Origin of the sequence: Colwellia sp. E2M01 (assembly GCF_018860585.1) — a bacterium.
Classification (GTDB): domain Bacteria; phylum Pseudomonadota; class Gammaproteobacteria; order Enterobacterales; family Alteromonadaceae; genus Colwellia.
Window position 1 is genome coordinate 47994 of record NZ_JAHKPR010000082.1, and the last position, 21707, is coordinate 69700.

General features: G+C 37.0%; 14 protein-coding genes. 5 read left to right on the forward strand and 9 right to left on the reverse strand.

Annotated elements, in window-relative coordinates:
• The first annotated feature begins 317 nt into the window (after nt 1–317).
• Together KO502_RS15775 and KO502_RS15780 are read left to right on the forward strand one after the other, a co-directional pair.
• Complete coding sequence (locus KO502_RS15775) at nt 318–1850, forward strand: DUF4397 domain-containing protein (protein WP_216023532.1); 1533 nt, start codon at nt 318–320, stop codon at nt 1848–1850.
• A 13-nt stretch (nt 1851–1863) separates the two neighbouring features.
• Nucleotides 1864–2226: a winged helix-turn-helix domain-containing protein gene (locus KO502_RS15780; RefSeq protein ID WP_216023533.1), complete on the forward strand. Its 363-nt coding sequence runs from the start codon at nt 1864–1866 to the stop codon at nt 2224–2226.
• A gap of 179 nt (nt 2227–2405) precedes the next feature.
• Here the strand turns inward: KO502_RS15780 and ftnA are convergent, their stop codons facing one another.
• The 5 genes from ftnA to KO502_RS15805 form a co-directional block, all read right to left on the reverse strand.
• Nucleotides 2406–2924 carry a non-heme ferritin gene (gene ftnA / locus KO502_RS15785; RefSeq protein WP_216023534.1) on the reverse strand — a complete coding sequence of 173 codons (519 nt, stop codon included), beginning with the start codon at nt 2922–2924 and terminating at the stop codon, nt 2406–2408.
• A gap of 238 nt (nt 2925–3162) precedes the next feature.
• Nucleotides 3163–3636: a peroxiredoxin gene (locus KO502_RS15790; protein WP_216023535.1), complete on the reverse strand. Its 474-nt coding sequence runs from the start codon at nt 3634–3636 to the stop codon at nt 3163–3165.
• A gap of 82 nt (nt 3637–3718) precedes the next feature.
• On the reverse strand, nt 3719–5659 hold the full coding sequence (locus KO502_RS15795) for a methyl-accepting chemotaxis protein (protein WP_216023536.1): 1941 nt from the start codon (nt 5657–5659) through the stop codon (nt 3719–3721).
• A 128-nt stretch (nt 5660–5787) separates the two neighbouring features.
• A complete protein-coding gene (locus KO502_RS15800; RefSeq protein ID WP_216023537.1) occupies nt 5788–6777 on the reverse strand; it encodes a mechanosensitive ion channel domain-containing protein in 990 nt (329 codons plus the stop codon).
• A gap of 13 nt (nt 6778–6790) precedes the next feature.
• Nucleotides 6791–9355: an ATP-binding protein gene (locus tag KO502_RS15805; RefSeq protein ID WP_216023538.1), complete on the reverse strand. Its 2565-nt coding sequence runs from the start codon at nt 9353–9355 to the stop codon at nt 6791–6793.
• An 867-nt stretch (nt 9356–10222) separates the two neighbouring features.
• On the opposite strand from KO502_RS15805, the gene KO502_RS15810 reads away from it, so the two are divergent.
• Nucleotides 10223–12202 carry a TonB-dependent receptor gene (locus tag KO502_RS15810; RefSeq protein ID WP_216023539.1) on the forward strand — a complete coding sequence of 660 codons (1980 nt, stop codon included), beginning with the start codon at nt 10223–10225 and terminating at the stop codon, nt 12200–12202.
• Between the two features lie 332 nt (nt 12203–12534).
• Here KO502_RS15810 and KO502_RS15815 read toward each other — a convergent pair whose 3' ends face one another.
• From KO502_RS15815 to KO502_RS15830, 4 genes are all read right to left on the reverse strand, one after another.
• A complete protein-coding gene (locus KO502_RS15815; RefSeq protein ID WP_216023540.1) occupies nt 12535–15663 on the reverse strand; it encodes a CusA/CzcA family heavy metal efflux RND transporter in 3129 nt (1042 codons plus the stop codon).
• A gap of 11 nt (nt 15664–15674) precedes the next feature.
• Nucleotides 15675–16910 carry an efflux RND transporter periplasmic adaptor subunit gene (locus tag KO502_RS15820; protein ID WP_216023541.1) on the reverse strand — a complete coding sequence of 412 codons (1236 nt, stop codon included), beginning with the start codon at nt 16908–16910 and terminating at the stop codon, nt 15675–15677.
• Between the two features lie 79 nt (nt 16911–16989).
• Nucleotides 16990–17349, reverse strand: a complete 360-nt coding sequence (locus tag KO502_RS15825; RefSeq protein ID WP_354668344.1) for a hypothetical protein — start codon at nt 17347–17349, stop codon at nt 16990–16992.
• 51 nt (nt 17350–17400) lie between these two features.
• Nucleotides 17401–18255 (reverse strand): class I SAM-dependent methyltransferase, encoded by an 855-nt coding sequence (locus KO502_RS15830; protein ID WP_216023542.1) that lies wholly within the window; start codon nt 18253–18255, stop codon nt 17401–17403.
• A gap of 364 nt (nt 18256–18619) precedes the next feature.
• Between KO502_RS15830 and KO502_RS15835 the strand changes: the two genes are divergently transcribed.
• Both KO502_RS15835 and KO502_RS15840 read left to right on the forward strand, forming a co-directional pair.
• A complete protein-coding gene (locus KO502_RS15835; RefSeq protein WP_216023543.1) occupies nt 18620–19330 on the forward strand; it encodes a single-stranded DNA-binding protein in 711 nt (236 codons plus the stop codon).
• 63 nt (nt 19331–19393) lie between these two features.
• Complete coding sequence (locus KO502_RS15840; RefSeq protein ID WP_252730802.1) at nt 19394–21664, forward strand: hypothetical protein; 2271 nt, start codon at nt 19394–19396, stop codon at nt 21662–21664.
• Nucleotides 21665–21707 lie beyond the last annotated feature (43 nt).

Genomic DNA, 21707 nt, shown 5'->3' on the forward strand with positions numbered 1-21707 from the left:
CAGTAATTTAACGGACTTGATATAAGCATTTAAAATAAAGAAACGTAAAGAAATGTAAGGTTCCTGTAAAAGTTACATAAATATGTGAACTATTCCCCTACGTACTTATCTATTACGGTGCACAGTTAATCACATTTGTTTGCACTTTGTTTGCACTTTTGTTTTTTAAAATAATCTATACCTGTTATTATTCAAAGTACTCGACTGTCAGTGGAAATTAAAATCGCTCAAGCGCTCTGACACATACATCTTGAATGATAACTGTTATATAAGTTTCATTTACGTATTTATTTACGTACTTCATTTACGGAATAGCGATGAAAAAGAAAAAATTTATGCCTAAAAATAACACCCTAAAAACTTGTCTAGCATCAAGTCTATTACTCTTTGCCTTATTCGGTTGTAATGACAGTGACAGTAGTAGCGGCGAAGGTTATGTAAAACTTTACCATCTATCAGACGATGCGCCTGCTATTTATTTAACCATTGATGAAGATCTTGCTATTGAGAGTGATAGCGATAATGACCATTACGAGTCGACTTATAACGGTGTTACCTATGGCGGAGCACACAGTAACATCACATTAGATAGTCAGAATTATGAATTCCAATTAGCTTGGCAAGATGATGACAGTAATGATGTTGCTGATTTAGCAGTTATTTATGAAAGTACGCTTAATATTGCCGAAGATACTATTCAAATGATTGTATTGAGCGACAGTATTTTATCACCACAGGTAATGGTTTATAACATTCCTGAAATTGATGAAGATGATGATGACACTTACGATCTGTTCAACATGAGAGTATTAAATATGCACTCTAGTGGAGAGGCGATTGATTTTTATATCTCTGATGAAGATGAAACTTTTAACGAAGCTATGTTATTTGGCCAGTTTGCCTACCAAGAGTTGTCTGAAAACCAAAAACTAGATCAAGATGATTATATCTTTTACATCACAGCTGCCGGCAGCGACGAAGTGTTATTTACATCAGCTAGTATTCCTTTTTCTTTTAGTTCACAAAACATTATGGTGATAAAGGACAATAAAGGTGCTGGTTCTTCGCCTTATTCTTTAGATAAGATGTCTGACTCTTCGGTAATTGAATATTCAGATACTGAAGCTGAAGCACAGTTTCGCGCTTATAACTCGGTTGCTAATCAAGAAGAGTTAGCTGACTATAACGAAGTGCTTTCGTTACACCTTAACGGAGTGAGTGATGAACCTATTATTGCAGATCTTGCTTATGGCGAAGTAAGTGCTGATTTAGTATTATCAAGCGGAAATTACAGCTTAGACGTAACCACAGGCGAAGAAAATACACCACTGTTAGCTAACCACTTGTTATCAATTACTGAAAATACCAACAAAACAGTATTTATCTATTCAGAACAAACCTATGTTGATGACGATAATGATGGCGATATTGATGAAAACAATGACGGTATCATTGATGAAATTGAAGTAGACCTATACACATTAACCGTGAGTAATAGTTTGCTAACAACTATTTATACTCATGAAATTGAAATAGTTAATTTAATTCAGTCAGACGACTTTTCACAAGCAACTGTTTACTTTGTCAGACAAAATGAAACCATTGAAACGGCTGTCAATAGAAAGTCGGTTAATTATAAAACCAACAATTCTATCTCCTTAAAAAACAATACCTATCAAGTTTTTGTTGTTACGGAAAGGAATGGTAGTTCAATTATTTTAAATACTTTTAATTTGGTACTTGATGAAGACTCTACCGAGCAGTTTTTAGTACTTGAAAACGATGAAACTTCACCAACAGGCTTTAAAACAACCATGTTCAGCCAAACACTTGCAACAACAGAAGAGTAAAAAAACTAGTTAAATGTTAACTAAAGGAAATTCTGTAAATTCTAAAGGCTCTAATCGAGTTACTTCGCTTGAGCCTTTAAATAAAATTATTGTTGGTCAAATAGAGTTGAGTTTTTTAAATCGTTCGGTATCGTGTTGTAAACAGTTAATCACAATAACCGGATTAGAGTTTAATTTACTGGCATTACTCATGCAAAGTGCTGGCGAGATAGTAACTCGAGAGTGTATTGCTGAAAAAGTATTTCAACGTGATTTACATCGTTGTGACAAAAGTATTAATAGCCACATAGTGAATTTACGAAAGAAGTTTTTAACAATATCACCACAGGCTGTGATTAAAACGGTTAGAGGCCAAGGCTATATTTTTATCCGTTAGTCTACATTGTCGCATAGGTAATTTATGTTCTGAGTTATGCGCTAACTGATTTAACTTACCTGTACGAATTTATTTGATCGCAAAAAAACCTCAAAGCGAGTTAACGTTTTGAGGTTTTTTTATGCTTGATTTACTACAAAGTAAAGCTCAGCAGAATCAAGTCAAAGTAACTAAAGACTCTATTCAGTCATTATACTCGTAGTACCTGTTTTAGCTAACTCAGCTAAATCCTTATCTACAAAGAATAGTGCATGACCGTCATTACCTACTAAATTAATTTTATCTAAAATACCTTTAAATAAAGTTTCTTCTTCATGCTGTTCAGAAACATACCATTGTAAGAAGTTAAACGTAGAGTAATCTTGGTTAGTGAATGCTTCATGCGCTAATGAGTTAATACGCTCAGTGATTAAACATTCGTGCTCGTAAGTTAATTGAAATAACTGACCTAATGATTCAAATTCGTGTGGTGGCGCATCAATACCGCCAATAATAGGTAAAGCACCTGTTTCACTTATGTAAGTGAACATGCGGTTCATGTGTTGAATTTCTTCGTCTGCGTGCTTACGTAAAAATTCTGCTGCGCCGGCAAAGCCTTTTTCTTCACACCATGCGCTCATTTGTAAGTACAGGTTTGAAGAGTAAAACTCTAAATTAAGTTGTGCGTTTAACTTTTTTACCATTTCAGCTTTTAACATGATTTTGCCTTTAATATTTTAAGTGTGACGATCTTGCCTTTTTCTCATCTATTTTTCAAGTAGCATACCCTATATTTTCAGATGAAATAAACAAAAAAACCCTTATTAACCAATTGGTTAATAAGGGTAATCATTCTTGTTTGTGTTTCTTTGTACATTACTTTTAATGTTCAATTGAAATACTGTTAGTTAATTTTAAACACAGTTTTTTGTTGCTAATTAAGCACACAAAAATATATTAAAGCTGTTTAATAAGGTATTCCGCTTTACTTACTTCAAACGATTTTGCCGCTTCAACATTTAAACTAGTTACTTTACCATTTTCAATGATCATCGCATAACGCTGTGAGCGAACGCCACCAAAAGCCGCCGTATCCATGTCTAAGCCTAACGCTTTAGTGTAACTGCCATCACCATCAGCAAGCATCATAATGTTTTCGGCATTTTGTGCTTCACCCCAAGCGCTCATTACGAAAGCATCGTTTACCGATAAACATATAATCGCGTCTACACCTTTAGCTTTAAATTCGTCAGCAAGTACTACATAACCCGGTAAATGTGCTTCTGAACACGTTGGTGTAAAAGCGCCTGGAACCGCAAAAAGTACAACCTTTTTGTTAGCGAAAAGTTCGCTGGTATTATGTGTATTCATGTCGCCATTTTTACGTTCTTGAAGCTCACCTGCTGGCATTGTATCGTTTAGTTGTATCATGTTAATCCTTAAAAAAGAGTTGAGGTTAGTTACTGATAATTGGCTATGACTGTAACAGATAATAACCTTATCAACGAATCATTTAAGAGGCTTTATTTAAGGTTAAACCAATGTCGTTAACTTGATTGCTTACATCAATAGAAATCACGTTAGACAATTCTTGCGACTCACTCACTTCTTTATCAACATTCGCCATGGCTTGCTCAAAAGCGATAAAGTGATTACGTTGTAAGGTAATTTGTTCAAGGGTATTTTGAGCAACTGTAGCCGACATTTGTGCTTGCCCGGTAACAGCACTGGCGGTTTCTTGTAATTCATCGGCAACAATACGCTGATTATGAGAGGCTTTTTCAATATCACCAATAATGCCTTCAATAGAATTACTTGCGCTTTGTAATTGGTTTAGACGTTCTGATATTTGTTTAAGTGAAGTTTGTGTTTTACCCGCTAATTGGCGTACTTCATCGGCCACCACTGAGAAGCCTCTGCCATGCTCTCCTGCCCTTGCTGCTTCAATTGCCGCATTTAGTGCCAATAAGTTGGTTTGATCGGCAATTGCGCTAATTACATCAACAATAGACGTTACTGATTGAACCGAATTAAATAATGAAGTAATAGCATCTTTGCTTTCTTTAGCCGCTAAATTGGTTGACTCACTTGCTGCTAAAACTTGAGACACATGATGTTGACTCACTTCCATCGCATTTTTAGTTGCTTCAGCATTATTAACGACTTGCTCAGATAAGCTGTTTACCGTTTCGGTGGCTTCACCTAACGCTATCATAATAGTTCTAGCACCTTGTACGTACTCACCTGTGGTATGTGACGATTGATAGATACTTTTAACTTGAGTTTCCATTGTGCTGAGTGCTTTAGAGACTAAATCAAGCTGATGCGCTTTATCTTTATCATCTTGAGCAAGTTTGTTTACCATTTGATTGAAGCTAGTGGAAATTTCACCTAGCTCAGTTTCTGGTGGAATACCGGTAATATTGTCTACTTTTCCTTGTTCAACCAGCTCTACAAAACTGTCTCGTAAATTACGTAATGGCTTTAAAATAACACTGCGCTGTAACCAATAATTAGTTAATAAAAAAAGCACTAAAAAGACTAATAAGCCGATAACAATCGCGGTAAGCTGTTCGTTTATTTTATCTTGCTCTAACGATATATCAGCTTCGCCTTGCATAATAGCGGCCTCAATATTACTTACTTGTTTCGCTAATAAAGCTAAACCTATTTGACGCTGCTCTTGTTGCGCTAAGGTATTATCTAGCTCACCTATATGACGATTAAATAAAGACTGTAATTCATAAATAGCTTCACTACTTAAATCTTCCGGTTCGTCACTATCACCCAGTAAATCATCTTCTTCTTCAATGCTTTCATCATAAATAGCTAGTGGCTTTTGTGAGGATAAAAAATCACCTGCATTTTTAAGTTCTTTTATTAAAGAGACCATAAAGCTTGTATCCGGATTATTATTACTGAACATTCTTTCTCTAGTGATTATTAAATCGGTCAGTAATTTATTAATTTCTTGTATTTTGGCAAGGTAATTAAGTTGTTCTTTCGTTGATAACTCGCTCGTCGCTTGTGCAAATTTTGCTAAGGAGTTATTAATGGCGATCATATCTTTTTCACCATTTCTCAATAATGCTAATGGATCACCACTGAGCTTACCCATAGCACGAAACTTAGTATCAATATCATGAGAAAGTAACTGAGCTTGCTCTTCTACTTGCACAGAAAGTTTGGGTAAATTTAAACGATGAGTTTGCTCTACAATCTGTTCAAGTTGGCTTTGCGCTTTATTTAATAAACCAGCATCACCTGTTTTTAGGTATTCAACAATAGTTCGGTTAAAGGTAACCGTTGTCAGGGCAATAAGTGATTGATAAGCCTCATATTGCTTTTGACTTTTACTCAATGATTCACCAACGTGATACATAGTTGCGAGAAATATAACGGCAAAAATACTGATGGCAGTAACCGATAAACGAGAAAAGCTAGAAACACGCATAATAAAAGCTCTTTAAAAATAACCGAGGTAATGAGCTCGCTAGAATATGGCAATAATGTTACGAATAGATGACAAACAAAGACGAATAACGCTGTATAATCAAATGCAACGAGCTACTAACAAACTATTTAATTTTTAGTAACTAAATTAGAATTAGCAAACTGTAGTGACGGCGAGATAATTCCTTGCTTTTTAAAGGCTTCATTTACGCGCAAGGTAATATCGGTTTCTAAAGATTTTTCATATTTAGTATCAAGCACATAAACCTTTACGGTAAGCTTGTAATACACCATGTTATTACTCATTTCTTGGAGCACTAATACATTGATAGGCTTTTTCAAATAAGCAAATTTGCTTAATGCTGCGGCTTCTCGAACAATATATTGCGCTAGGGTAAGATCTTGATCTACAGCAATATAAAACTTAATTGCTACCTGCATATCAAGCTCGCCATAGTTGCCACACGAGGTAATGCCGTTTAAAAATATGTTATTAGGAATAGTTACTACGTTATCGTCTAAGGTGTTCATTTTTACTGAGCGAATACCAATGGCGGTAACATCGCCGTACTCACCGCCAAACAGTACTCTGTCGCCCACTTGAAACGGTCGATCGAACATAATAATCACCCCGGCAATAACCGAGGCAGCTAAATCTTTAATAGCAAAACCAACAGCAACCGCTAAAGTACCGCCTAGTAAGGCAATAAGCTCAGTGCTAAATTCAAAACTGATAATGGTTGCGGTAGCAATGGCAATAAAATAGATAATAAACTGGAAAAAAACTAAGGCTTTTTGCAGCAGTAAACGTTTTTCGGCAAACACTTCACTTAAGTCATCTACTACCGACTTAACCATTTTTAGCAGTAACCAAACCCCAATAAAGAGTATTAATGATAAAAATAAGCCGCCCGGTTTTACCATAGTTGCTAAAGTACTTATTGCTTCTAACTCTACTGGGTCGCTCCCTTCGGCATTCACTAACGTTGGGCTAAACACCAATATAGCGAGTAATAGTTTATACATTTTTGATCCTGCTATATTACCAACTATTTTCGTGAAAGCATTACTATAAACATTACTACAAGTATGAGTTAACTGTGTTATTAACATATCCATTAACTTTTACTCCTTAATGGCTCAGTAAGTTTTGACGATCTAAAAACTTGGTTATTGCTCTAAACCAAAGCCAACTAATTTGATATCCGCCTTCTGCATTTTCAATAAAGCCTTGCGCTAAACAAGTTGCTAATGCGCTATTTACTACTAAGCCATTGAGTCTCAAGTTGTCCATAATGTCACTCGTTCCTGCACGTCCAAATTGTAAAATAACCCTTAAAACAAGTAAGGTGTTTATATCAAGTCCTTCAATACGTTTAGTGTCTGGCGATATAGGCATGGTGGCAAAATATTCATTTTTTTGTTTAATAATGGCGCCAGCATATTCTCTAACCGAAATAGCTGGGTTACCTTCGGCATAACTCCAAATCATCCGATAAATACCAGAACGATTACGATCAGTTAAATTATTCTCATCTATATCAACTATTTGGCGTGGAATATACAAGTGTTCATAGGTGGGTAAAATATTAGCGTTTTCACTACGTTGATTTAATAGCTCACTAATGTGCTCTTCAGACCATGATGACAAGGTGATTTTATGATTAAAAAAGCCTTGCGAAACACTTAACGCATTGATCAATTGCCACGCATTTGACTCAAACGACATCACCCACAGAGCTTGTCCTCTTAAATCATTAATTAAGATTAATAAGCGTTTGATGTCTTTTTGCCCGCCTGCTGTAGGTGTTATTAAGTAATGTACGTTATCAAGCAGCATTACATTAATGTTTTTAGCCTGCATGGCTTGCACAATTTCAGCGGGAGTGATGTTGGTAGTATTAACGACATCATCTTTATCTATTTGATCTACTGGTAATCCTAACTCGCTAATTAATTGGAAATAAATATTGTCGAAGCTGGCACTACAATTGATCAAAATATGAGTTGGGTGCTTAGCTGCGATCATAGATAAAAAAGTTGTTTTACCTAGGCCTCGTTCACTAATAACTGCTAAATGACTTTTTTCAGCTATTGCTAATAAGTCATCTATTTGCATAAGTTGCTTTTCACATACGCTGTCATTAGTAAAACTTTTATCTCGTACTAACAGCTCTCTTTGCTCGGTTGATAACTTTTCTTGTTCGGTTAACGAAGCAAGAAACTCTTCGTTGTCTCGAATTAAGCGGCTACGATAAAGCTCTGTTGTTAATCTACGCCCCGTTTCAAGACGAGAGATAAGCTGTAAAAATGCTTTAGTTAACGCAAAGTAAATACAATAAGCAATGCAGATATTACCATTGATAAAGCCTCGAACACCTTTAGGCTTTTGAGCTAGTTTTTTAGCCCATTCAGAAGCATCTCGCTCTGTACGTACAAAAATAAAAGCGTTATTTTTCCAAGCTAAAACAAAAAAGAAGTATATAGGCACACTCGCTATAAATAATAAAGTGCTCACCCAAGAGTAAATGGCCGCCTCGTGAATAAACAGTAAGGTTAGCTCTTGCACACACATGTAGACGCCAAAGCCAAAAATAGAGAGTTTTAACGCCCAAATTTGTTTGCTTGAAATCTCTTTGGTTAACGCTTGTTTACCGCGTGATATTAAAGTGCTAAGTACTTTAAAAATAAATAAAGTAAAACAAATCCATACTGCTGCCGACCAAATGAACTTGTCTAATACGGCTATTTGTAAAAAGTCGAGCTGAACCACCAACACATAAATAAGTAATAACCATTCAAGCGGCGCACGAGTTTGATTGATGTACCAAATAAAACGCGCCACTTGTACGCGAGTTTGCGTGCGCGGTGTTAATATACTTTTTTGCAAGTTAGGCAATACGGTAGAGAGTTTTCTTCTAGCCCAAGTAAAGACGATAATAATAATCAGCAATGTGCCTATTTCACTCACTAAGCTAACTGTTGATTTAGAAAAGCGTTTTGGCAGTTCAACAATACGCTGACTCACTTTTTTATACACCACGTAAAACTGAATACGCAAATAACGCCATTCTAATTCGGCTTCATCAATACCAATAGGCTTAATGCTCGTATGCTCTTGCACAAAATGATGACTTGCTTCATTAAACAAGCGCTCTCTTAACATGAAATAATTTTTTAACTCGGCGTAGTCTGCTAAAAATTGCTGCACATTTTTATTTTTTTGGGCTTGGCTTTGTTTAGGATAGTTATTTGCTGACTGATTTTGTATTGATAAGTCAAAGCTAGTTTTATTTATTTTATTAAGTAAGTTGTCTATTCTTTCAAAGATCACTGGCTTTAAACGAGCATAAAACATCGCATATTCTTCAATGTCATGCTCATCTTCGTTAATTTTCTCTTCTAAAAGTGAAAACTCATCTTCAAATGCGCTTAATGTCTCGCTATTTTTTGTTGTATTTAATTGTGAAGATTTATTAGTGGTGCTTTGCTCTGCACTTTGATTATTAAGTACTTCGTTCTGTTGAACGTTATTGGAGTTAATTATCGCTGGAGATGAAACGGCTTGCGGCGGTGAAAGCGCTGCTGGCGCTTGAAGAATAGTTTGCGCGTAACTGCTTTGGCTGACGAAAAACAGTGAAAAAACAAATAAAAGCGGGTTAATCGCTAAAACACGTTGCAAACTGAAAGTGGCCATAATATTCCTTGGCGAGTAAATAGGATCAAAACATCCGAATAAGCACAACCAGAATACATTTATAACTTAACTGCGCTTCATTGTTAAAATATAACACAGTGATTTATAATGAATAATAAATTTTCGTTTATTAATTTTAGTGATGTTTAAAAAAGCGTTATAAGAATAACGATATGCTGTTGGGAATGAACTACATGACACTTAGGAAAAGATAAAACTAAGCAATAAATTAAGCAAGAAACTATTACCAGAACCAGGTTAGCAATTAATATAAATAACGGCCTCAATAACGAGTCAATTTTTCAGGTTCATCATATTTTTTAATTATCTTCACTTACCCCTTAAAAACACCTACAATAATCGCCAATTATGTCTGGGATAATTATGTTTAATCCATTGTATAAATTGCTATTTATTATAACTCTCTTGATTTCCTTTGTAGGGCAAACAATGCCTTCTCATTTGGTGTATTCATTTGAGGGACTTGCAGATACCCAAACAACAATTCAACAACAAATTCTTGTGAAAGAATATGTGAAAGAAGACACTCATACATTGAAAGACATCGTACCCCAGAGCGATGATGATTGTTGCGAAGTAGAATGCTGTGAAAGTGAATGCGTTTGCCCTACAAACACATGTGCTTCTATTATTTATTTAAGTACTCATTTATCTCTGTCTGAATTAATAGCTTTAAGCGAGCCTCTATTGTCATCAGCAACAAAAGGCACGCGCTTTATTGCTACATCACTATATCGGCCTCCCATTTTTGCCTCCTAGATCACATCCCCTAGATCCCAGATAACATTAAAATTAATTTATTAATTGTGAAAACTTCGCAATTTTTAGCATTATTTGAGGCAAAAAATGCTGACTAAATATTCCAAAGCAACATTCGCTGTGCTGTTAATACCTTCTGTAAGTTACGCAAGTGAAGGTGAACATCACGACGACCACCATGAACATGGTGAAAATAAGATTGAGAAGATCCAAGTAACCGCATCACGACTTGGCCGAATTGTAACTAAATCGGCAACCCGCACAGAAATAATTAACGCTGAAGAAATTCAAGAAAAAGCGTTAATGAGACCAGGTAATATTTCTATGTTAGTTGCCGAAACGGGTGGAGTACGCGTGCAAAATACTTCGCCAGCGCTAGGCAGTGCTAACATTCGACTACAAAGTTTGTATGGTCGTTATACACAATTACTCAGTGATGGGCTGCCTCTGTATGGCGGTCAAACAGCATCAATTGGTTTATTACAAATTCCTCCAACAGATCTTGCCAATGTAGAGATTATTAAAGGCTCCGCCTCATCATTGTATGGTGGCTCAGCTCTTGGTGGAGTGATAAATTTAATTTCTCGCACCCCGTCTGATGAATTTGAAGGTGAGGTACTACTTAATGCTACGTCAAAAAATGGCCAGGATATTACTAGCTACTTCTCTTCACCAATTAATGAGACTACCAGTGCGTCGGTAACGGCTGGTATACACAATCAAGAGCAACAAGATTTAGATAATGATGGTTGGCTTGATATAGCTGAATCTCAACGTGTAACAGTGCGTCCACGGGTATATTGGGAAAATGAAAGCGGTGGCAACTTATATGTAACCTTTGGTGCAATGAAAGAAGAACGTGAGGGCGGCACTGAAGATGGAGCAGCTGTACCTGATGGCAATCCATTTAAACAAAATCAAGATTCGCTAAGGCTAGACAGTGGTTTCATTTTTGATCAACCACTGGGAGAAACGCTTACCGTTAATGTACGCGGCTCTGCTATGAGTCAAGAGCATGACCATATTAACGGCTTTGTCGAGGATAACGATACACACGAAAGTTATTTACTGGAGTCGAGTGTCGCAGGTTATAGCGACAACATAGCCTGGCTTGTTGGAATGGCTTATCAATCGGAACGTTTTCATTCAGAAGAATTTTCTGAATTTAACTATAACTATCAAGTGCCAGGGTTATTCTCGCAAGTTGATTATGAAGCCAGTGATGATATTTCACTATCACTTAGTGCGCGTTCTGATTGGCATAACGAATACGGCACACAATTTAGTCCACGTATTTCTTTGTTATATAGTCCTGAAAACTGGATAGTTCGAGGCTCTTATGGCCAAGGGTTTTATGCTCCAACTCCTTTTATAGAAGACATAGAAGATGCGGGGCTTTCTCGCCTAGCGCCTTTTGAAAACATTGAAGAAGAATTAGCTACTACAGCATCTATTGATATCAGTTATATCGTTGACAGTGTGGAAACAAGTGTCACTTTATTTGCTTCTAACGTTGAAAATGTTACTGAACTTGAAGTAATTAACCCACTTGATATTAACTCTGATAAACAAGTTCGTATCGTCAATGCAATTGGTGCAAGTGAAATCCGTGGTGCTGAATTACTACTTCGTTATCGCTGGCGTGATCTTAAACTAACAGGCAGTTATTTATATACAGACGCTACGAAAAAAAATGAAACCGGCATAGGTAGAGTACCTTTAACACTAACTCCCAAACACTCGGCAGGTGGGGTAATTATGTGGGAAGAGCACGGTAGTCATTTAGTGGGATTTGAAGCTTATTATACAGGAACACAATATCTGGAAGGTAACCCATATAGAGATAAAAGCGACGCATATTGGCACTTAGGGTTGCTTGGACAAATTACCGTTGGTCGCGTGAGCTATTTCTTAAACGCTGAAAACCTACTGGATGTGCGACAAACTAAAAACGAGTCACTACTGCTGCCAGAGCAATCACCAAGTGGACGCTGGACTACTGATATTTGGTCACGCAATGACGGCTTTACTGTCAATGCCGGTATTCGTATTCAGTTTGGATCCTAAAAATTTTTACGATTACAAGATATAGTAGGAGGAGGCATAATTATCCCCTCCTCCTATTCATGCTTTTAATTATTTAACCTCAACTCGAGATACTGATTATTAACCAGATATACACTTAAAGTGTGAATTTTAATGAATAATAATTATCGATAAAACCATATATTGACATAAGGAGCAATAATTAAATCCTCTATATATGACATCTGAAAATTCATATATCACCAGCCATTTAAAGGCTTAGCTACGGTATTGATTGAAGAGGATTATTATTCCCTTATCAAAGCTATATAAGCCTTTAAAAGTGGCGCCTTGAAACACCTGCAACGAGTTTTTTATGATTTCAAATTCTCTAATTTTCGTTTTGAAAACCATTCAAATAACACCGGTAATACAAAAAGCGTTAAGAATGTTGCGGTCACTAAGCCTCCAACAATCACACTTGCGAGTGGTCGTTGAATCTCCGCACCTACGCCGTTTGACATTAGCATAGGTATTAGACCCAATGCTGAGGTAATTGCTGTCATTAAAACAGGTCTTAAACGAGAGGTTGCGCCTTCAAAAATAGCCTTTGATATTTCCAAACCATCTTGTATTCGCTGATTAATACTTTCCACCATAACCACTCCATTTAATACAGCAACACCAAATAAGGTAATAAAGCCTACTGAGCTAGGTACCGAGAGATATTGCCCCGATAAATACAATGAAAATACCCCACCAATCACGGCTAATGGTACGTTTACCAAAATAAGCATGGCTTGGCCTACTGAGGCAAAAGCAAAGTACAGTAGCAAAGCAATTAAGGCTAAAGATAACGGCACAACCACTGCCAACCTTTTTTGTGCTCTTTGCTGATTTTCAAATTGGCCGCCAATAACCACTGAATAGCCCACGGGTAAATCAACTTTTTTATCAATAGCGGCTCTGATGTCATTCACAACACTGCCCATGTCGCGACCTTGCACATTCGCTTGTATCACAACACGTCGTTGTACATCATCTCGGCGAACTTGTGGCGGACCTGATTCAAATGAAACAGTGGCGACGTCACCTAATCGCACCCAAGCTCCTGTAGGAGATTGAATGCGAATATCAGCAATGGCTTCTTTGTTTTTTCGGTATTCTTCTTCAATGCGCACATAAATATCATAACGTTCATTACCATTGATTATTTGCCCTGCAGCCACCCCTCCAATACCGTCACGTACTACATTCATAATGTTGCTAACTGAAAGTCCAAAACGAGAAAGTTCTTGTCTATTTGGCGCTATCACCAATTGTGCTTCACCAGCTATTTGCTCTAGTGCCACATCCTTTGCACCTTCAACCGTTTTAACTATCGCTTCAATCTCTTGGCCTTTACTAGCAAGTACATCAAGCTTTGGCCCAAACAATTTGATTGCCAGTTGCGCTTTAACGCCTGAGAGTAATTCATCAACTCGGGTTGCTATGGGTTGAGAGAAATTAAGAAGAAGCCCAGGAAACTCTTCAAGCGAACGTTCCATTTTTTCTTGCAGTTCATAGCGGTTAGAAGCGGTGGTCCATTCTGTAACAGGCTTTAAGCCAATATAAATTTCTATATTGTTTACAGGCTCTGGGTCGCCACCGATTTCAGGACGTCCGACACGGCTTAAGGCATAGGTTACTTCAGGAAATGCGAGTAACTTTTTCTCTAGGATGGGGGCAACTGACAAGGCTGTTTCAAGACTAGAAGAAGGTGCTAATGTAGCTCTAAGGTTTAAGGTACCTTCTTCTAATTCAGGCACAAACTCTGTACCTATTTGTGGGATAACGGCAAATGCAGAAACTAGTAATAAAATAGATGTTATCACTACAAAATTTGCATGCCGCAGTGCTATTTCAAGACTTTTTTTATACAGTTTATCTAACGGTTTTAGTACAAAACTTTCCCGTGATTTGATGCCTTTTTTAAACATAAAGGTGGCTAACGCAGGCACAACCAGCAAGGCTACAAAAATAGCGGAAACAACCGCTAAAATGATACTAATCGCCATAGGTTGAAATAGCTTAGCTTCAACCCCTTCAAAACTAAACAACGGCATGAAAACCACTAAAATAATAGACGCGGCAAAAAACACAGGACGAGCCACTTCTTTACCTGCCTGCTGTAACCGTTGCTCTATATCATCACCCGTTGATTGGTTTAAGTGTTTAAACATATTCTCAACCATCACCACAGAGCCGTCTACTAGCATACCAATCGCGACAGCTATACCGCCTAATGACATCAAGTTTGCTGATATTCCCCACCAAGCCATTATCATTAAGGCAAGCGCAATAGAAATTGGGATAGATATCAATACTAAGAACGTTGCACGTAAGTTCATTAAGAAAAGTGCTAAAACAATACAAATAAAAATAAATGCAAGAGTGAGTGCTTCTACTACGGTATTCACCGCTTTTTCAATTAAATCAGCTTGATCATAAACCAACTCAAAGCTAACACCTTGTGGCAATGCTTGGTTTATCAAAGGTACTTTGGCATTAATACCGTCAATGGTGGCTTTTGTATTAGAGCCCATTCTTTTAAGCACTATACCTGAGACAACTTCACCTAGGTTTTCTATCTCACCATCGACTGTTCTACGGGTCATTGTTACCGCACCTTGGCGAATTTCACTACCCACTTCTACTTTGGCAATATCTGAAATAGTAACAACAGTGCCGTCTACTGTTTTTACTGGCACTTGTTTAATATTATCAATGCCAGTTGCACCACTTTTAAACCAACCTGTCCCTCTTACAACAAGTTGCTCTTGCCCTCTATTCATATACCAACCCCCTACGTTGGTATTATTATTTTCGAGCGCATGAACAATATCGTCTTGAGTCAATTCATAAGATAACAATTTTGACGGGTTAATATTCACCTGATATTGCTTAACATCGCCTCCAAAAGACAATACATCGGTAACACCATCTACAGGCATGATGAGTAATTTTACTATCCAATCGTTTAAGCTTCTCAATGCCATGGCGTCGTAATTAGTGTCTTTATCTGAAATCAGCAAGTATTGAAAAACCTGCCCTAACCCCGAAGTATTCGGCCCCATTTCAGGTGTGCCAACACCATCAGGTATTAATTCTTTAGCCGCTTGCAACCTTTCAAAAACCAGCTGCCTAGCGAAATAAATATCAGTGCCTTCTTTAAAAACAACGGTAACGCCTGATAAACCCGTTTTAGATATTGATCGTACTTGCTCAACATCAGGTAAGGCATACATTACAGCTTCAATTGGGTAGGTAATAAGTTGTTCAACCTCTTCGGCTGCAAGCCCTGGCGCTTCCGTATTAACCGCAACTTGTACATTCGTTACATCAGGAAAAGCATCTAAATTTAGCTTGGGGATCACCAAAGTAGCGCCAACCATAGTTGCTATAAGTGCAATCAAAATAAGCAATCGGTTATTAATGGACCAATCGATAATTTTATTAAACATACCGATTCTCCTTAATGATTATGCGGATCAAATCCGCCTTTAGCTATTTCAGACGCGACGAAAAAAGCGCCTTGAGTGACAACTTTTGTACCACTTGCTAAGCCTTGTATTTCACGAAAATTGCCCAATGAACGGCCCAATTCAATTTCAACGGCCTTAAATTCACCTGAATGGTCTTCAACAAATACAGTCCAACCTCCATCTGAACTTCTAATTAACGCGTCTTCTGGAACAGCTATCACTTTGTTTGGAGTGGAAAATTGAAAATGCACGGTTACAAACATGCCTGAATGCAATTTATCATCGACGTTTTTAACTGATAAACGAATAATACGTGTTCTAGTTTGAGGATCTATTGTGTGTGCTTCTTGAATCACCTTAGCTACATATTTTTGCTCATTGAATTCAACCAAGACAGGAGAATTAACAGCGATTTTAACTTGCTTATTGGGTGATATTTTTGCTTCTACCCATAACTCTTCTTCATCAGCCAATAACATTATGGTATCACCAGCATCTATTCTTTGACCTTGCAGGAAATCATCTTGTAAAACTACACCTGAGCGCTCTGCAGTTAATGAATATTGACCAAATAAAGACCTGTCTTTATTGGAAATACTTTGTATGGCTTCAGTTGTTAACCCTAACGCTAATAATTTTCCGTAAGAGGCATTAAAGGTTGTTTCAGCTTGCAGTAACCTACTCTCGCTAACTGTTTTATTACCTAACTTTTTAACACGAAACCATTCTGTAGATGCGATCAAATAATCCGCTTGAGCCTGCACCATAGATTCACTAAATAAGGTTACTAGCTTTTGTCCTTGTTCGACATGCTCACCTAAAATGGCATGCCGCTTCAATACCACTGACTCTGTACGAGGAGAAACAATATAACTCTTATAAGCGTTTGCTTTTATTTCACCTGGTGCAGAAATGGTATTGACGTGTATTCTGGCTGTAACAGTTTCAACCGTTATATTAGCAATTGACATTTTTTCAGTACTGAAAGAGATACCTTCATCATGTTCTTCTGCAGAACGTTCAATGTCAAAATGTTCGCTCAATTGAGCGTGACTATGTTCATTTTCATGGTTGAGTTCATTGGTTACTGATATATCGTCGTGTCTTTCTGAATAATGCTCGCCTAAATCAACCTTGGTGTTTTCTTTAGATTGAACCTTGCTAACAGCAAAAATAGCCATACTTAAAGACAGGAATACACCTGTAATGTTTAATAATTTATACATAAAGTTTCTTAAATTTATTGAAAGTAATATAAAACCTTTCACCTCAGAATACTGAAACGAAAGAACATATTGATAAATTTTAAGAAATAGGTGGGCGTAAGATAGCTTCTGAAAATTCTTTAGATTGAATAACGTCGTATGGGATAGTGTTTAACGCAGGTGGTGCTTGATGGGTATAAATGTTTTTAACAAGTATCCAAGTTAGATGAGTACCGCTGCAATGGCCACAATGATGGCAATCATCAACATCATGCCCTTCAGCATCAATGAGTTTTCCTGATTTAGTTTGGTCTAAATGATGATCATGCTGCGTTTGAACATGTTCGATATCCAGCTGATGGTTTTCATTTGTTGCAGATGCCACAACAGTCAACGATTGCAAAACAATCGCTAAAATGAGTAACCCTTTAAAAACAACGCTAGAAAACAAATTAATCACCGATTAAGCATCAAACAAAAAGATAGTAAAATAAAAATAAATAAGTATCAACTACCCTTTAGGAATCGCTTTATTGACGTAAACGTCAAATCTGTTCTTTTTCATGTTAATACTCATTGACGGTTTTTTGTTGGCAAGCGGTGGCGCGTAGCTTGGTCGTTTCACAACAACACGGTATTTAGCCAGTGCTAATGCGGGTTCAAGCAAACCATCTGCATCAAGATCTTCACCAACTAGCGATTGAAAAATACGCATTTCTTTTTTAACTGCGGCTGATTTTTCACGGTGCGGAAACATGGGATCGAGATAAACAACATCAGGCTGATTAGCTAAATCCATACTTTCAATTGATGAAGCATGAATAAGCTGCATGTTTTGGGCAATGTCTCCAACCTCAACATTTAACTTGGCACGTTCAATACCATCGTCAAGTAACGCGGCAACAACAGGCATGCGTTCCATTAACGTTAATTGACAACCTAAACTTGCTAATACAAAAGCATCTCTACCTAAACCTGCTGTAGCGTCTAATACATGCGGAGTAAAACCATGTTTTAAGCCAACGGCTTTGGCAATATCTTGTCCTCTTCCACCACCAAATTTACGTCTATGAGCAACAGCACCTTCTACAAAATCAACTTTAATAGCACCTAATTTGGGTTCATCTAATTTACACAGCTCAAGCACGTGCTGATTCATTTGTAAGATAAACTCTAACTCTGGGTGTTTACTGGCAGAAGCAACATCACCTAAGTAATTCAATTGCCATTTTTTTGCAAGACGTTTAGCGTGATCACTATCTACACTGTCAACATAACCTAAAGCGATATTACTAAGCGGAACCTGAGTAAGTTGCTCATTTTTAAATTCATTGGCAGGGATTTTAGCGGTTTTGTTGATGCTCATAGCGTCCTGTGTTTGTCGATAGATGACAATATGTATTAGTTTGCGAGACGTAAATAATAAAGCCATTATAAAAGCGATAATCTGCTTTGTCTGTCATTACCCCGCAAATTCAGTAATTAATATCCAAGATTATCGTTAAATCAAGCTATTTAAGCACTTTTTAGTGTTTTTACTAATATTTTAACTCGCAAACTATTAACAAAAATACGCTAATCATATTAAAATGAGTTGCAATAACTTGCTCTTTATTCGTACATTTTAGTATTAAGAGAGTTGTCTTGGTTAATTAGTATCACGATCATCTCAAAAAGAGTACAGAGCAAGCATTACAGAACACTGCATTTAACATAAACAGGAATTACCTTTGTCATTATCAGAAACCGTAAATAAACACCCAAAAGCACCAACTCCGCAGCTTTGTGCGGTAACCTTATTGGGAAATTTAGTAGCGACTCCTGATATTCGATATCGTGCTAATCCGGCAACCGCCGTGACTGAAATAGTGTTAGCAACCTCAAGTAAATGGTTAGATAAAAGTACTAATAAGTACAAAGAGTGGACCAGTTATCACCATGTTAAAGTTGAGGGTGAATTAGTCGAGCAAGCATTATTACACGCTAACAAAGGCGATATTATTTTATTGCATGGCTACCTAAGTAATATTAAACCGCTATCAAGTAATGCTACAGCAGCGCATCAAGATATTGTACACGCTAACTTTGTACAGAGATTTCCTAAAGGTTATACCCAAGCCATTAATCAAATTCATTGCAGCGCGCTGTTAACGTCAAAACCTAAGTTGATGCTTACCGAACAAAATAAGAATATTAGCCAAGCAAACATTGTAATTAACCAACATATTTACAATACCGACAAACAAGCTTGGCAAACTGTTTCAGTTGAACGCGCCATTCATATTTGGGGTAAACAAGCGGAGTATATCGCCGAAAATGGCGATATTGGCGACGAATTAATGCTAGAAGGTAAATTAAGTTATACCAGTACAGCGAATAAAGAACAGTTTATTGAAGTAAAAAATGCACATTTATTTAAAAGTATAAAAAGTCCCGAATAAGGTTACTGTATAAACCTTTAACGGACTAGCTAAGTATCAATTGAACAATGGATGAATCAATTAATGTTTACAGTAACAAACACACTGTTATTAGCTTGCTTGCTATTATTTATTAATGGTATGGCAAAAGCTGCGAGCAATAGTGAAACGCCTAGCCAATATATTTTACAAAAAATAGCGCAAGCGCCACAGTTAACCTCGGGCCAAAGTGAATGGTTGTTACTGGAAAAATCAGGGAATAATCAGCATTATTACTTAGCTAATAAGCAAGGTGAAATTTATCAATTAGACCAATTTGATACTAGCAACACCTCGTTATTGTTAGATTTAAAACGCCTCTCCAAAAAGAAATCGATAACAAAACTCACCGCTTTTACCTTACATCCTAATTTTTCATTACGTGCGCAAGAGGGCTACGGTACTTTTTATACCGCCCATATAGAAAAAAGTACAAGCAACAACGCCAATCGCTTATATGAACCCTTGCTTAAACAAAAAGTAAATTATGATGCGGTTATTACCGAATGGCAGTTAACGTTAAGTAAAAGGGTTAATCTCTCTTCACAGCGAGAGATACTAAAAGTTGCTATTCCTACAGACCACAGTGGCATTAACCAGTTAAGTTTTAATCCTTATAGTACATCTTGGGATGAAAATTTTTCCCAACTGTATATTGCAATAGACCAACATTCAGCACTAAAAGAGTACCCTTTATATTCAGGTGTAATTCTGCGTATTCACCCCAAAAAAATGTCATTCGCTAGCTATAACATACCGCAAGATAATCCTTTTATTGGTCACGCCGCTATAGAAAAGTCTATTTACCTTCTAGGCGCAGGTACAATACAAAAATTTATTTGGTCTGATAAACATTCCAATAAGTTACTAGTTTCACATCAATACACAAATTCAGATTCAAACAACACAGCTAATGTTCAGAGTTTGTCGTATGCTTATGGTGGGGAAGATTGGCGCCAGCAAACACCAAATCAGATTTTATATGAAAATATTAATCACAATTTACAAACCAGCTCCCCAATCAAGAATACTGCTTACTTTGACAATAACCTATTAACTTACCAAGGTGAAAGCGTACCCAATTTGCGTAATAAGTTACTTTTTTTGACGCAAACTGATGATCAATGGCAACTTAGATCACTCGCACGTAATGCCAATATGGTAAGAACTGAACAACCAGAAGCAGACTCAGCACTCGCAGTTGAGTGGCATATTCCCGCTACAGACCTAAACACAAAACAACTTTCTTTATATCGTGATAATCGCGGCGAACTGCTTTTTTTCAATGAAGCTTCAGGTGCTATTTACCAATTATTTCAAAGTGATAAAACAGCAAAACCGTATCAAGAACAAGCTACGCAACAAAGTAGCTTTGGTGGCATTGCACTATTTTTTATCATCTTGTCAGCCCTGCTAAGTGGTTTTGTTTTTTATCAAGTGAAGGTACAAAAAAGATCTGCTAAATCATTAGTGCGTAGAGAATACACGGGCATCACTTTAACTGATGATACTTTAGCGTTAAATTTATTTAGGTATCATCAAGAAAAAGCAGAAACGGTTCTTGAGTTGGTTGATATTCATCAATGTCAGATATTAATTGGCGATAACACAGTCGCTACTTTGAGTGCTAACTCAAATTATGGCTTTGACAATCCGCAAGAGCAAGCACTACGCAGCCAGTTTCATAATGAACAAGTCGCTAAAATGGTTGACGGTAAAGTAAGACGTATTAGTTTAATACTCCATACTAGCGACCAAGATAGTTATGTAGTTTGTTTATATTTGCGTAAAGGTAGCGATAGATTAACCAAACACAGTTACTTTGAAGTAGTTGATAACGTTATTGATTGGTGCTGGTATTTTTCTAAGCAGTTTAATAGCGAACAAACTGGGCAGCGGATTATAAAACCTAAACTAACCGCTGATGATATAGCTAAAGCAGAACACAAAACTCATGACGATACCCCCTTACATGCTCAAGCAGCCAAGGTGAGACCGTTAATTAAGCCTGAGCGAGCTAACAATAATGCCAAACAATTAACCAACGACGAATATTATAAAACACCTAAAACCACTGACTCTGCGCCAGTAGACGTTAATGATAAAAAAGCAGAAACCGAACAAAGTGAACATACAAGCCAAGCACTTGCACATGAAGAAACCCAATTAGTATGTGATTTAGAAAAGCTCATTGAATTGAAGCAGCAAGGCTTTTTAACCGCTAAAGAGTTTAACCAAGCTAAAGCTAGCTTATTAAACGCAGTAAAAGTAAATGTGATAAAAGATGAATCAGGTAAAATTGATAAGGAAATTTAACACTGCATAGCTTAAGCTATCGGGCGAAAATATACTTTTTGAT

Excerpts from the sequence above, each read along its gene's own strand:
- KO502_RS15805 (WP_216023538.1), bottom strand. The coding sequence starts at position 9,355 with ATGGCCACTTTCAGTTTGCAACGTGTTTTAGCGATTAACCCGCTTTTA.
- KO502_RS15795 (WP_216023536.1), bottom strand. The coding sequence starts at position 5,659 with ATGCGTGTTTCTAGCTTTTCTCGTTTATCGGTTACTGCCATCAGTATT.
- KO502_RS15780 (WP_216023533.1), top strand. The coding sequence starts at position 1,864 with ATGTTAACTAAAGGAAATTCTGTAAATTCTAAAGGCTCTAATCGAGTT.
- KO502_RS15810 (WP_216023539.1), top strand. The coding sequence starts at position 10,223 with ATGCTGACTAAATATTCCAAAGCAACATTCGCTGTGCTGTTAATACCT.
- KO502_RS15775 (WP_216023532.1), top strand. The coding sequence starts at position 318 with ATGAAAAAGAAAAAATTTATGCCTAAAAATAACACCCTAAAAACTTGT.
- KO502_RS15815 (WP_216023540.1), bottom strand. The coding sequence starts at position 15,663 with ATGTTTAATAAAATTATCGATTGGTCCATTAATAACCGATTGCTTATT.
- KO502_RS15830 (WP_216023542.1), bottom strand. The coding sequence starts at position 18,255 with ATGAGCATCAACAAAACCGCTAAAATCCCTGCCAATGAATTTAAAAAT.
- KO502_RS15800 (WP_216023537.1), bottom strand. The coding sequence starts at position 6,777 with ATGGATATGTTAATAACACAGTTAACTCATACTTGTAGTAATGTTTAT.
- KO502_RS15820 (WP_216023541.1), bottom strand. The coding sequence starts at position 16,910 with ATGTATAAATTATTAAACATTACAGGTGTATTCCTGTCTTTAAGTATG.
- ftnA (WP_216023534.1), bottom strand. The coding sequence starts at position 2,924 with ATGTTAAAAGCTGAAATGGTAAAAAAGTTAAACGCACAACTTAATTTA.
- KO502_RS15840 (WP_252730802.1), top strand. The coding sequence starts at position 19,394 with ATGTTTACAGTAACAAACACACTGTTATTAGCTTGCTTGCTATTATTT.
- KO502_RS15790 (WP_216023535.1), bottom strand. The coding sequence starts at position 3,636 with ATGATACAACTAAACGATACAATGCCAGCAGGTGAGCTTCAAGAACGT.